We start from the raw sequence: 11,807 nt of genomic DNA on the forward strand, positions 1-11,807 counted from the left end.
ATGAAAATCTTGATGCTGGTCAGTTCCATGCACGCGGGCGGCGCCGAACGGGTCGCCGCCACGCTGGTCAACGCATGGGCCGAACGCGGGGATTCCGTCATTCTGACACCCACCTACTCGTCCAAGGGCAGCTGCTTCTATCCGCTGTCGGACAAGGTCGAACTGGCCTGGCTTGCGGATCTGGCAGGCACGCGTGCGTCGGGAGCCATGGCCGCATTCAAGCGTCTGCTCGCGCTGCGCAAACACATCCGCGATTCAAAACCGGACGTGGTGGTGTCCTTCCTGACCAACGTCAATGTGGCCGCCATACTGGCTTCCCTGGGATTGAAGGCGCCGCTCATCGTTTGCGAGCGCACCAATCCGGTGGCCGAAACCACGACGGGAACGGTGTGGCGCAAGCTGCGCCGCATCCTGTATCCCCGCGCCGACATGGTGACGGTGCAGGCGGAGGATACCGCCGGCCCGTTCGCGCGGCAGGTGCCGGGCATCAAGCGTCTGGCCGTGATTCCCAATCCTTTGCCCGCGCCCTTGCTGGATGCGCCGCTGGTGCCGCAACGAGAAGACGGTGGTCCACGCGAACTGTTGGCAATGGGACGCCTGGTCACTGATAAGCAATTCGACCTGTTGATCGAGGTGTTCGCACAATTGGCGCCGGACTTTCCGGATTGGAATCTGCGCATCTGGGGCGAAGGCCCTGAACGCGGCGCGCTGGAAGAGCAGGTCGCACGCCTGGGCCTGCAGTCGCGCATCAGCCTGCCCGGCCGCACCGAGGCGCCTTGGGAGGAACTTGCGCGCGGTCAGGCATTCGTGCTGAGCTCGCGGGTGGAAGGCTTCCCCAATGTGCTGCTGGAAGCCATGTCGTTGGGCCTGCCCTGCGTGGCGTTCGATTGTCCCAGCGGACCGCGCGAGATGACGCGCAACGGCGAGGATGCCCTGTTGGTGCCCGCCGGCAATCGCGATGCCCTGCGCGAGGCCTTGCGCCGCTTGTTGGGCGATGCCTCCCTGCGTCAGCAACTGGGCATGCGCGGCGCTGCCGCGGTGCGCCAGCGTTATGCGCTGGCCAGCGTCCTGGCGGAATGGGATGAATTATTCGATGCCGTGCGGGAGGGACGATGAGCGCCCGGCGGCTGCGTGTCCTGCACATCATCACCGGCCTGGGGCAGGGCGGGGCCGAATCCGTGCTGTTCCGCCTGGCGACCTATCCCGGGGCTGACGTGGAGCATGTCGTCGTGTCGCTGACGGACGAAGGCATCTATGGCGAGCGTCTGCGCGCGGCAGGCGTCGCCGTGCATACGCTGGCCATGAAGCGCGGACGAGTCAGCCTGGGCGGCTTCCTGGCGCTGCGCTCGCTGATCGCGACGACGCGTCCCGATGCGGTGCAGACCTGGATGTACCACGCCGATTTGATCGGCGGCCTGGCGGCGCGCCTGGCGGGCGTGCGCGCCATCGCCTGGGGCATCCGCAATTCGGGCGAACACCTGGAGCGCAGCAGCCGCTCGGCTCGCCTGGTGCTGCGGGCCTGCGCGCTGCTGTCGGGCCGCATACCGAAGGCCATCGTGTGCGCCGCCCAGAAGTCGGCGCAGCGTCATGCCGACAAAGGCTATGACCGCGAACGCATGGTGGTCATCGCCAATGGCTATGACTTATCGCGCTATGCGCCGAATGATGAAGCCCGGCAGCAGGTGCGCGCGCACTGGGGTTTGCCTCAGGACGTGCCGGCCATCGGTTGCGTGGCCCGCTGGGATCCGCTCAAGGACCACGCCAACCTGCTGCGCGCCGTCGCCGCGCTGGTGCGCGACGGACGCGATGCGGGACTGCGCTGCGTGCTGATCGGCCGCGGCATGGATCCCGCAAACACCGAGCTGGCGTCCTTGATCGACAGGTTGGGCCTGCGGGACCGGCTGGTGCTGGCGGGACCCAGCGATGATGTGCCCGCCGCAATGAACGGGCTGGACCTGCATGTCCTGTCCAGCTGCGCGGAAGGCTTTCCCAACGTGGTGGCCGAAGCCATGGCCTGCGGCGTCTACTGCGTCGTGACGGACGTGGGCGACGCGGCCTTTATCGTGGGCGACGCCGGCGTGGTTGTGCCGCCGGAGCAGCCCGAGGCGCTGGCCCGCGGCATTGAGACGGCCCTGTGCGAAGTGGCCTCGCGCGGCCGCATGCGCGCGGGCGAAGCGGGCCGCGCCCGCGTGCTGGAAAATTTCGACCTGGCTCGCATGGTGCAAAGCTATATCGCGGTGTGGCGCCGCATCTCGGGAGTCAAAGCATGAGCGCAGGGCGCCGCCTGCTGTTTGTCGTCAACAATCCGGCCTTCTTCATGTCGCACCGCGTGCCCGTGGCGCTGGCCGCGCAACAGGCGGGCTACGAGGTGCATGTCGCCACCATGGACGGTCCGGCCGTGGCCGACATCCAGGCGTTGGGCATGACGCATCACGCCATACCGATGACGCGCAGCGGCAAGCATCCCTTGCAGGAGTTGGGCACGCTGCTGGCCCTGATACGGCTGTTCCGCCGTCTGCGGCCGCAGGTCGTGCATCTGGTCACGATCAAGCCCGTGCTCTACGGCGGCATCGCTGCCCGCCTGACACGCGTGCCGGGCATGGTCGCGGCGATTTCCGGACTGGGCTTCGTGTTCCTGTCCAATTCGTTGAAGATGAGGCTGGTGCGCGCCGTGGTGGCGCGCCTGTACCGGCTGGCGCTGGGCCATCCCAACAGCCGCGTGATCTTCCAGAACGCCAGCGACCGCGATTTGCTCAAGTCGTTGGGTGCGGTGCGCGATGCCCAGGTCGTCATGATCCGGGGCGCCGGCGTGGACTTGAATGCGTATCGGGCCCAGCCGGAACCGCCGGCGCCGCCGGTCGTGGTCACCATGGTGGCTCGATTGCTGCGCGACAAGGGCGTGCAGGAATTCGTGCAGGCGGCCAGGCTGCTGCGCGAGCGCGGCTTGCCTGTCACGATGCAGTTGGTCGGCGGCGTGGACGCTGGCAATCCGGCCTCGGCGACGCAGAACGACGTGGACGCCTGGCAGCAGGAAGGCTGCGTGCGCGCGCTGGGCGAACGTTCCGACGTGGCTGCGTTGTACGCCGGCTCGCACATCGCCGTGCTGCCTTCCTATCGCGAAGGCCTGCCCAAGTCGCTGATCGAGGCCGCAGCCTGCGCGCGCGCGGTCGTGACCACCGATGTGCCGGGGTGCCGCGACGCAATCGAGCCGGGCGAAACGGGACTGCTGGTGCCGGTGCGCGATGCGCAGGCGCTGGCGGACGCCATTGCCCGTCTGGCCGAGGATCCGGCCTTGCGGCAGTCCATGGGCGCCGCCGGCAGGGCGCTGGCCGAGCGCGAGTTCAACATCGATCGCGTGGCGCGCATCCACGTGGAAATCTACGACGCGCTCAGCGCCTGAAATGGAAGCGCCGGCGCCGGCAAGGCGCCGGTTCGCGCTTAAGGACGGCGCGTGATCGCGTCGATCCAGTAGCGGGTGGAGGGATCCTGCTGGCTGGCTTGCTGCGAATTCAACTCGTGCATGATGCCCTTGGCCAAGGCCTTGCCGAATTCAACGCCCCATTGGTCGAAGGGATTGATGCCCCATACCACGCCCTGGGTGAACACCTTGTGTTCGTACAGCGCCAGCAGCGCGCCCAGGGTATAGGCCTCCAGGTGGGGCAGCACGATGAGCGAGGAGGGCCGTCCGCCCGGATGGACGCGGTGCTGCGCCAGCAGCCGCGCGCGGTCGGGATCGCTTTCAATCGCCGAGGTTTCGGCCAGCGCTTCCTCGAAGGACTTGCCGCGTAGCAGCGCGGAACGCTGTGCCAGGCAGTTGGCGATCAGCAGCTCGTGGTGGCGCGCGTAGGCGTGGTCGGGTTTTTCGCACAGGATGAAGTCGACGGGAGCGCCCCGGGTGTCCTGGTGCAGCCACTGGAAGAAGGTGTGCTGGCAATCGGTGCCCGACATGCCCCAGACGGCCGGGCCGGTGGGCACGCCGGCCGGGCTGCCGTCGGCGGTGGCGACCTTGCCCAGCGATTCCATTTCCAACTGCTGGGCCCAGGGTACGATGTGATAGAGCCGCGAATCGTAGGGTGCAATCACCAGTGAATCGTAGCCCAGCACGCTGCGGTTTACGACGCCGGCCAGCGCCAGCTGGACGGGCGCATTTTCCTCGATGGGCGCGGTGCGGAAATGCTCGTCCATGGCGGCGGCGCCCGCCAGTAGTTGGTCAAAGGAGTCTGTGCCCAGCGCCAGTGCGACCGGCAGGCTGATCGCCGACCATAGCGAATAGCGTCCGCCCACCCAATCCCAGATCTGGAAAATGTGATCGGGCAGGATGCCCAGGTTCAAGGCCGCCTCGACGTTGGCGGTGACCGCCACGACCTGTCTGATCGGATCCGCCACGCCGGCATCGCGCAGCCAGTTCATGGCGACCTCGGCATTGGCCAGCGGCTCAGTGGTGGTGAACGACTTGGAGGCGACAATGACCAAGGTGTCGTGCGGATCCAGGCGGCTCATCGCGTCCGCGACCGAATGCGAATCCACGTTGGAGGCGAAACGCACTTCGCGCCGCGCGCCGCCGTGGCGCAGGGCGCGCGTGACCAGCCGGGGCCCCCAGTCGCTGCCGCCTATGCCCAGGTGCAGCACGCTGCCATAGCGCCCGGCCGCGTCGGCCTGGCGCACGAATTCACGCATGCGCTCGCGTTCGCCGAGGACGGACTTGGCCACCCTGGCGGGCGGCTGGGGGGCGCGTAGCGCGGTGTGCCAGGCGGCGCGTTGTTCGGTCCAGTTTGCGTTGCCGCCGTCGAACAGGCAGGACCGGGCAGCGTCGAAACCCTGTTGTTCAAGTAGGGCTGCCTCGGCCTTTTGCAGGTCCGGTGAATACGCCTGCGCGCTCAGGTCCAGGCGTAGGCCGGGGGCATTGAGGACACGCAATTGTTCGCCGCTGCGCGGCGCGGCGTGTGTGGCCGCGAGGAACTGTTGCCAGGCTGGGCTGTTCGATAAGGACATAGGCAAAACTAGAAAGGCAGATCGGCTTGCGGCGCGAGTTTGCTCAGTTCGCGGCGGAAGTCGGCTTGTATGCGTTCCAGCGCGGCGGGCGTTTGCGCTTCGAAACGCAGCACGACCACCGGCGTAGTGTTCGAGGGGCGCGCCAGGCCGAAGCCATCAGGATATTCCGCGCGCACGCCATCAATCGTGATCACGCGATTCGCGCCGGGGAATTGCCCTTGCTCCTGCAAGGCCTGGACCAGGGTGAAGGGCTGGCCTTCCTCCATTTCCAGCTTCAGTTCGGGGGTGGAAACGTCTTGCGGCAGGGCTTCCAGCACGGCGCAGGGATCGGCGTCGCGCGACACGATCTCGAGCAGGCGAGCGCCGGTATAGAGCCCGTCATCGAAGCCGTACCAGCGCTCCTTGAAGAAGATGTGGCCGCTCATCTCGCCGGCCAGCGGGGCGCCGGTCTCGGCCAGCTTCGCCTTCACCAGCGAATGGCCGGTCTTCCACATCAGCGGCACGCCGCCGGCGGCTTCGACCGACAGGCCCACGTGGCGGCTGCACTTCACGTCATAGATGATGGTGGCGCCCGGATTGCGGTCCAGCACGTCGCGGGCGAACAGCACCAGTTGGCGGTCCGGCCAGACAATCTGGCCCGATTTCGTCACCACGCCCAGGCGGTCGCCGTCGCCGTCAAAAGCCAGGCCCAGTTCGCAGTCGGTCTCGGCCACGCACTTGATCAGGTCCTGCAGGTTCTTGGGTTCGGCGGGATCGGGGTGGTGGTTGGGGAAAGTGCCGTCCACTTCGCAGAACAGCTCGGTGACCTCGCAGCCCAGGGCGCGGAACAGCGCCGGGGCGACCGCGCCGGCCACGCCGTTGCCGCAGTCGATGGCGATTTTCATGGGCCGCGCCAGCTTGATGCCGGACGCGACGCGCGCGGTGTAGGACGCCACCAAGTCCAGCTGGCGGCGCACGCCCGGCCGGGCCGCCGGGGCGCTGGCAGGGCCGTTCATGCTGGCAGCCAGCGCCTGAACGTCCTCGCCGTAGAGCGCGCGGCCGCCCATCATCATCTTGAAGCCGTTGTACTTCGGCGGGTTGTGGCTGCCGGTGATGGCGACGCCCGATCCCGTTTGCATGACGTTGGCGGCGAAATAGACCAGCGGCGTGGGCACCATGCCGATGTCCAGCGTGTCCACTCCGCCTTCCAGCATGCCTTCCTGCAGCGCCACCGACAGCATCTCGCTGCTCAGGCGGCCGTCGCGGCCGACGACCAGGGTCTGCACGCCTTGTTCGCGCGCGCGGGCTGCCAGCGCCACGCCCAGGGCGCGGGCGAAGCGGGCGTCGATCAGGTCGGGCACGGTGCCGCGGATGTCATAGGCCTTGAAGACCGAACCCGGAAATTGCGTGTTGTTGCCCACGACGGTTCCTTGGATGTTGGGTTCCAGCTCGGGTTCTGAAGCGGATTCTGGTAAACCCGCATATCAAAACGCGCCTGGCTAGGGATTAAACCGGAATTATCCCCCATTGGCGCTCCCCCTTCATCCGGCAGACGGCGTAGGGCTTTTTCCCTTCTTGCACCGTGGCGGGACGGCCGCCCTGATCTGGTGCGCCCACGGGCTCCCACGCGTAGTTCCAGTGCGGCGGCAGGCCGCGCTACGGGGTTTGCCCAGTGGGCTGGGCATGGCACAAAACTTGCTGGTCCTCCGAAGGTGATACGCTTGCTATGCAAGCAGAAAGACCGGGAGGGGCCATGGGCGCCAAAGTTTCTACTGTCATGTCATCCAGGGGCGCCTCAAACCGGCGGGGTCCGCCCACGGATCACGCCGGACCGGCCGCAGGCCGCGAGCGCCGGCTCGACATTCACGTGTTCGTTTCCGAGGCGGGCGGCCTGGCCACGGGCCGCGCCTGGGAACGCTGCGTATGGCGCGACGCCCGCGTGCTGATCGCCGAGTGTCCGGCGCCTCATCTGCCGGCTTCCGTGGAAAGCGCGTTGCGCGCCGTCGCCGCCGACGTGGCGCGAGATCGCGGCTGGCAGGGCATGGGCACTGTCGCTTTCGCGCTGGACGATCGCAGCGGCGTGTTCCGCGTGATCGACGCCCAGGCGCAGGCACATGCGGGCACGGCCGTGCATGACTGCGAACCGGTCGCCGCCCATGCGCTGGAACTGCGCATCGATGGTTGCGTGGACCGCCGCCTGCCGTGCACGCGGCTGCTGGTGTGCGGCGCGACCCGGGGCGAGGTCCTGCGCCGCGCCTACCGCGCGCTGTCGGAAATGCCCGGCCCCGCGGGCGTGGACCGGGCCTTCCTGATGAACCGCATCGCCTCGCGGGCCTATTGTTCGGGCCTGACCGGTACGCGGCTGGATCAGGCCGTCGGCTGAAAGGCTCTGCCGGCGGGTGCGGCATGCCCGCCGTGCTGTCACCCGGGCGCTCACCCCCTACAATAGACCGCACACTCCCAGCCTGGGCTCGCCCCAGGCGCTACTTGTGCCGCGCTATGACCTTGCTGAGCGATCTACAGTCCCTTCTGGGCGCATCCCACGTGCTGACGGGCACGGACGCCGACACGTATGTGCTGGATTGGCGCCGCCGTTATCGAGGCGCCGCGCTGGCGGTTATCCGTCCCGGCTCGACCGGAGAAGTGGCGGCGGCCGTCAAACTGTGCGCTACCCATGGGGTGCCGGTGGTGCCGCAAGGCGGAAACACGGGCCTGTGCGGAGGCGCCACGCCTGACCTGTCCGGCAGCGCGGTGATCCTGTCCACCACCCGCCTGACAGCGGTGCGCGCACTGGATACCGACAACGACACGATCACCGTGGAAGCGGGCTGCGTGCTGCAGGCCGTACAGGAGGCCGCAGCCGCGGCGGGCCGGCTGTTTCCACTGAGCCTGGCCGCCGAAGGCAGCTGCACCATAGGCGGCAACCTGGCGACCAATGCCGGCGGCACCCAGGTGCTGCGCTACGGCAACACGCGTGAACTGACTCTTGGCCTGGAGGTCGTGACCGCCGAAGGCGAGATCTGGCACGGCCTGCGCGGCCTGCGCAAGGACAACACCGGCTACGATTTGCGCGACCTGTACATCGGCAGCGAAGGCACGCTGGGTATCATCACCGCAGCCACGCTGAAACTGTTTCCCAGGCCCGTGGCTTCATGCACGGCATTGCTGACCCTGGACGGCATCGATCAGGCCGTCGAGCTGCTGTCGCGCGCCCGGGCGGGCTTTGGCGCGGCGCTGACCGGCTTTGAACTGATGAGCGGTGCCTGCCTGCAGTCGGTCGTTCGACTATTCCCGCAGCAGCGCCTGCCCTTCGAGGGAGATTCCGCCGCATCGCCATGGTTCGCCCTGCTTGAGCTGTCCGACAGCGAAAGCGAGGCGCACGCGCGCGAACGCTTCGAGACCGTATTAGGCGAGGCCATCGAAAGCGGGCTCGTGAACGATGCAGCCATTGCCGCGAATGTGGCGCAAAGCAAGGCGCTGTGGCACTTGCGCGAAAGTATTCCGCTGGCCGAAGCGGAGCTGGGCAAGTCGGTCAAGCATGACGTGTCGATCCCGATCTCTGCCATCGCCGGCTTCGTGCACAAGACCAACGCCTTGCTGCAGGCGCGATTTCCTGGCGTGCGCCATGTGATCTTCGGGCACCTGGGCGACGGCAATCTGCACTACAACGTGGCCCATGCGCCGGGGCAGACCGAGGCCGAGCTGCTGGCGCTGCAAGGCGACATCTACGGCGTGGTGCACGACAGCGTGCACGCGCACCATGGTTCGATCAGCGCGGAACATGGCGTCGGGCAGCTCAAGATCGACGAACTGCCGCGCTACAAGAGCGCCATCGAACTGGATCTGATGCGCAGAATAAAGCGAGCGTTGGACCCGCAAGGGCTGATGAATCCGGGCAAGGTACTGCGGGCCTGAGGTGGCGCGCACGAAAGGGAATCGCAACCATGGCAACCAGTCCCGCGGCGGGCGCGAATTACAGGGTATTGATCGTCGAGGATGATCCGGTCATCTCGGGCAATCTGTACACCTTCCTGGAAGCGCGCGGCTTTCTGCCCGATGCCGCCTACTCGGGGCCGGCCGCGCTGGAGCGGCTGAAGGAGCAGCGCTTCGACGCCCTGATCCTGGATATCGGCCTGCCGGGCATGGACGGAAACGCAGTGCTGCACACGCTGCGAAACGACATGCGCGCGGATGTTCCGGTGCTGATGCTGACGGCGCGCGACAGCCTGGAAGACAAGCTGGCCGGGTTCTCGCATGGCGCGGACGACTACCTGACCAAGCCTTTCGCGCTGCTGGAAGTGGAAGCGCGCCTGGTGGCGCTTATCCAGCGCGCAAAGGGCGCGACAGTGGACTCGGTGCGGGCCTTTGGCCCCCTGTCCTACGATACCCGCAACCGTGCGGTGTCGGTCAACGGCAGCCCCGTGCACCTCACACGCAAGGCCAGCCTCATCATCGAGGCGCTGCTGCGCGATCCCGGCAGGGTGGTGTCGCGCGAGGAGCTGGAGTCCACGCTGTGGGGCAACGAGCCGCCTTCGTCCGATGCTTTGCGCAGCCAGGTGCACTTGTTGCGGCGTGCGCTGGCCGATGCCGGTTTCGACGGTATCGAAACCATCCACGGCACCGGCTGGCGCCTGACGCTGGAAGCCGGGGCGACAAGATGAGCGGCATTTCGTCGGCGTCCGCGGGGGGTACGCTGACCCAGCGCGTGGTCTGGGCGTTGACCGGAACCGTGGCGTTGTTCGTGACGGCGCTGGCCCTGCTGGCCTACCTGACCTTCGATCAGATGGAAGACGATCTGGTCAACGACATCCTCAACACCGAAATGGACCGGCTGGTGCAGCACGCCCGGGTCAGCGACGGTTTCCTGCCGCGCGAAGGTGTGCGCGAACTGGGCGGTTCGATGCGCGCCTGGGTCAGCCTGGACGGCAATCGGCCCGCCGACATGCCGCCGGAAATCGAGTCTCTGGATAGCGGCCTGCATCTGGTGGAGCCGGGCGCCTACACCTGGCACGTGATGGTGGCCGAAACAGGACGGGCCAAGGTGTACCTGCTGTACGACGCCACCGAGAACGAAGGGCGGGTGCATGACTTCGGCCTGATCGTGCTGGGCGTGGGCGCCATTTGCGTGGTGGGCGCCTATGCGTTGTCACGGCGCGTGGCGGCCATCGCGGTCGGTCCGTTGCTGGACCTGACCGACCGGCTGGCCACCTGGGCGCCGGGGTCGCCCGATATGGCAGTGACGCGCGACGACGAGGCGGGCCGGCTGATAGAGGCCTTCAACCGGGTGCAGAACCAGGTGGACAGGTCGATTGCGCGCGAGCGCGAATTCGCGGGCAATCTCAGCCACGAGGTGCGCACGCCCTTGGCCGCGATCCGCTCGGACAGCGAGTTGATGCTGCTGACCCAGGTACTGACTCCGGACCAACGCCAGCGGCTGACGCGCGTGGTGGATAACGTGGACGATGTGATCGTGTCGCTGGAGAGCGCACGCTCCATGGCGCGGGACGAACTGCGCCCGGCGGAGTCCGTCGATCTCGGCGAATGCATGGACAACGCCTGGCGCGGGTACGAAACCCAGGCGGGGTTGACCGGGCTCGGTTTCGAAAACCGGATCGCCGCCGGTCAGGTTCGCATGCTGGATCGCTATGCCTTGTTGACCGTGTTGCGCAACCTGATCCGCAACGCGGTGGAACACGCCGCGCCCGCGACGCTGACCGCCAGCATGGCGGCCGACGGCGCGCTGGAGCTGCGCGACGATGGCAGAGGCATTGCCGCCGACGATCTGCCCTTCCTGTTCCGCCGCTATTACAGCGGCCGCATGCGGGATTCGGGCGCGGGTGGCCCCGATGAGACGGCGCGTGGTCTGGGACTGGCGATCGCCAAGCGCGTCTGCGATATGCAGGGCTGGTCGCTGACGGTCGATTCTTCGCGTCAGGGCGAGCAGCGCGGCACCTGCTTCACGCTGCGTTTTGAGGCCGCTGAGGGGCATGCGATGGCGGCGGCCGGCGGGGCGCAAGGTCAAATTTGACGAAAGTTTGACTGTCGGCGGCCTAAGCTGCCCGTTTGCCTGACGGACATTCTGTCGCCACCATGCCGCCTTTATCGCCGCCCGCGTTGCGCAAGCCGACGCCGGCATCGTATCTGTCGATCCATGTTTTTGCGATCACGCTTGCGCTGGCCTGCCTGGCTTGGTGGGCCAATGTCTCAGGATTGGATATGCGCATCGCCCGAGCGCTGTTCGATCCGGCGCTGGACGATTTTCCGCTGCGTCTGAACCGTTGGCTGGATCTGATCGGGCATCGCATGGTGTTGGCCCTGCCTGTCGGGATAGGACTGGCCGCGGTGGGCGTGGCGGCGGCAAGCTATCGCATTCCGGCCTGGCGGCCGTGGCGCGGGCCGGCGCTGGCGCTGGCGGCAACTTGCCTGACCGGGCAGGTGCTGGTGAACCAGCTGAAGCACTACACGACGCTGCCCCGTCCCTATGATCTGGACTCCCTGGGCGGCTACACCCCTTATCCGTCTTACTGGTGGACCTGGGTGCGGGCAGGAGGGGGCGGCGCTTTGCCCAGTGGTCATGCGGGCGCGGGCTATTCGATGTTGACCCTGTATTTCCTGGGCTGGGCGCTGGGGCGTCCGGCATGGCGCTGGTGGGGGCTGGCAGCGGGTATCGCGGGAGGAGAGGGTTTTTCCACGGTGCGTATCTTGCAGGGCGCCCATTTTCTCAGTCAGACGCTCTGGTCCGCTACCCTGATGTGGTTCCTGGCGGCCCTGTTTTTCTATCCCCTCATCGTTGCGCGTCCGGCCGTCTCGGGCTTGAACCATTAGCCGTGGGACTC

The 11,807-nt window shown here is 67.2% G+C and carries 10 protein-coding genes; 8 read left to right on the forward strand and 2 right to left on the reverse strand.

Annotated elements, in window-relative coordinates; all coding sequences use genetic code 11:
- The 3 genes from HV766_RS03890 to HV766_RS03900 are packed head-to-tail and all read left to right on the forward strand — an operon-like array spanning nucleotide 1 to nucleotide 3,400.
- Entirely contained in the window at nucleotides 1-1,116 is a 1,116-nt protein-coding gene (locus tag HV766_RS03890; RefSeq protein WP_175180598.1) for a glycosyltransferase family 4 protein, read from the forward strand.
- The gene (locus HV766_RS03895) at nucleotides 1,113-2,270 is read left to right on the forward strand and encodes a glycosyltransferase family 4 protein (protein WP_175180599.1); all 1,158 of its coding nucleotides are present in this window, start codon (nucleotides 1,113-1,115) and stop codon (nucleotides 2,268-2,270) included. Before HV766_RS03890 ends, HV766_RS03895 begins: the two co-directional genes overlap by 4 nt.
- Nucleotides 2,267-3,400 carry a glycosyltransferase family 4 protein gene (locus HV766_RS03900; RefSeq protein ID WP_175180600.1) on the forward strand — a complete coding sequence of 378 codons (1,134 nt, stop codon included), beginning with the start codon at nucleotides 2,267-2,269 and terminating at the stop codon, nucleotides 3,398-3,400. Before HV766_RS03895 ends, HV766_RS03900 begins: the two co-directional genes overlap by 4 nt.
- A gap of 38 nt (nucleotides 3,401-3,438) precedes the next feature.
- Here HV766_RS03900 and pgi read toward each other — a convergent pair whose 3' ends face one another.
- Together pgi and HV766_RS03910 are read right to left on the reverse strand one after the other, a co-directional pair.
- The gene (gene pgi, locus HV766_RS03905; RefSeq protein ID WP_175180601.1) at nucleotides 3,439-4,992 is read right to left on the reverse strand and encodes a glucose-6-phosphate isomerase; all 1,554 of its coding nucleotides are present in this window, start codon (nucleotides 4,990-4,992) and stop codon (nucleotides 3,439-3,441) included.
- Nucleotides 4,993-5,000: 8 nt separating this feature from the next.
- Nucleotides 5,001-6,392 carry a phosphomannomutase/phosphoglucomutase gene (locus HV766_RS03910; protein WP_175180602.1) on the reverse strand — a complete coding sequence of 464 codons (1,392 nt, stop codon included), beginning with the start codon at nucleotides 6,390-6,392 and terminating at the stop codon, nucleotides 5,001-5,003.
- 332 nt (nucleotides 6,393-6,724) lie between these two features.
- On the opposite strand from HV766_RS03910, the gene HV766_RS03915 reads away from it, so the two are divergent.
- From HV766_RS03915 to HV766_RS03935, 5 genes are all read left to right on the forward strand, one after another.
- Nucleotides 6,725-7,354, forward strand: coding sequence for a BPTD_3102 family carboxylase-like protein (locus HV766_RS03915; RefSeq protein ID WP_119450307.1), 630 nt, complete (start codon nucleotides 6,725-6,727; stop codon nucleotides 7,352-7,354).
- A 116-nt stretch (nucleotides 7,355-7,470) separates the two neighbouring features.
- Nucleotides 7,471-8,886, forward strand: coding sequence for an FAD-binding oxidoreductase (locus HV766_RS03920; protein ID WP_125470097.1), 1,416 nt, complete (start codon nucleotides 7,471-7,473; stop codon nucleotides 8,884-8,886).
- A 29-nt stretch (nucleotides 8,887-8,915) separates the two neighbouring features.
- Nucleotides 8,916-9,632, forward strand: a complete 717-nt coding sequence (locus HV766_RS03925) for a response regulator transcription factor (RefSeq protein WP_119450305.1) — start codon at nucleotides 8,916-8,918, stop codon at nucleotides 9,630-9,632.
- A complete protein-coding gene (locus tag HV766_RS03930; RefSeq protein ID WP_175180603.1) occupies nucleotides 9,629-10,999 on the forward strand; it encodes a sensor histidine kinase in 1,371 nt (456 codons plus the stop codon). The genes HV766_RS03925 and HV766_RS03930 overlap by 4 nt, the downstream gene beginning before the upstream one ends.
- A gap of 62 nt (nucleotides 11,000-11,061) precedes the next feature.
- Nucleotides 11,062-11,796, forward strand: coding sequence for a phosphatase PAP2 family protein (locus tag HV766_RS03935; protein ID WP_175180604.1), 735 nt, complete (start codon nucleotides 11,062-11,064; stop codon nucleotides 11,794-11,796).
- Nucleotides 11,797-11,807 lie beyond the last annotated feature (11 nt).

It is taken from the genome of Achromobacter aegrifaciens (genome assembly GCF_902859735.1).
GTDB classification, from domain to species: Bacteria; Pseudomonadota; Gammaproteobacteria; order Burkholderiales; family Burkholderiaceae_B; genus Achromobacter; species Achromobacter aegrifaciens.

Bases quoted from the DNA above. Each gene is read 5' to 3' on its own strand.
- HV766_RS03890 (WP_175180598.1), top strand. From the start codon at position 1: ATGAAAATCTTGATGCTGGTCAGTTCCATGCACGCGGGCGGCGCCGAA.
- HV766_RS03895 (WP_175180599.1), top strand. From the start codon at position 1,113: ATGAGCGCCCGGCGGCTGCGTGTCCTGCACATCATCACCGGCCTGGGG.
- HV766_RS03900 (WP_175180600.1), top strand. From the start codon at position 2,267: ATGAGCGCAGGGCGCCGCCTGCTGTTTGTCGTCAACAATCCGGCCTTC.
- pgi (WP_175180601.1), bottom strand. From the start codon at position 4,992: ATGTCCTTATCGAACAGCCCAGCCTGGCAACAGTTCCTCGCGGCCACA.
- HV766_RS03915 (WP_119450307.1), top strand. From the start codon at position 6,725: ATGGGCGCCAAAGTTTCTACTGTCATGTCATCCAGGGGCGCCTCAAAC.
- HV766_RS03920 (WP_125470097.1), top strand. From the start codon at position 7,471: ATGACCTTGCTGAGCGATCTACAGTCCCTTCTGGGCGCATCCCACGTG.
- HV766_RS03925 (WP_119450305.1), top strand. From the start codon at position 8,916: ATGGCAACCAGTCCCGCGGCGGGCGCGAATTACAGGGTATTGATCGTC.
- HV766_RS03930 (WP_175180603.1), top strand. From the start codon at position 9,629: ATGAGCGGCATTTCGTCGGCGTCCGCGGGGGGTACGCTGACCCAGCGC.
- HV766_RS03935 (WP_175180604.1), top strand. From the start codon at position 11,062: ATGCCGCCTTTATCGCCGCCCGCGTTGCGCAAGCCGACGCCGGCATCG.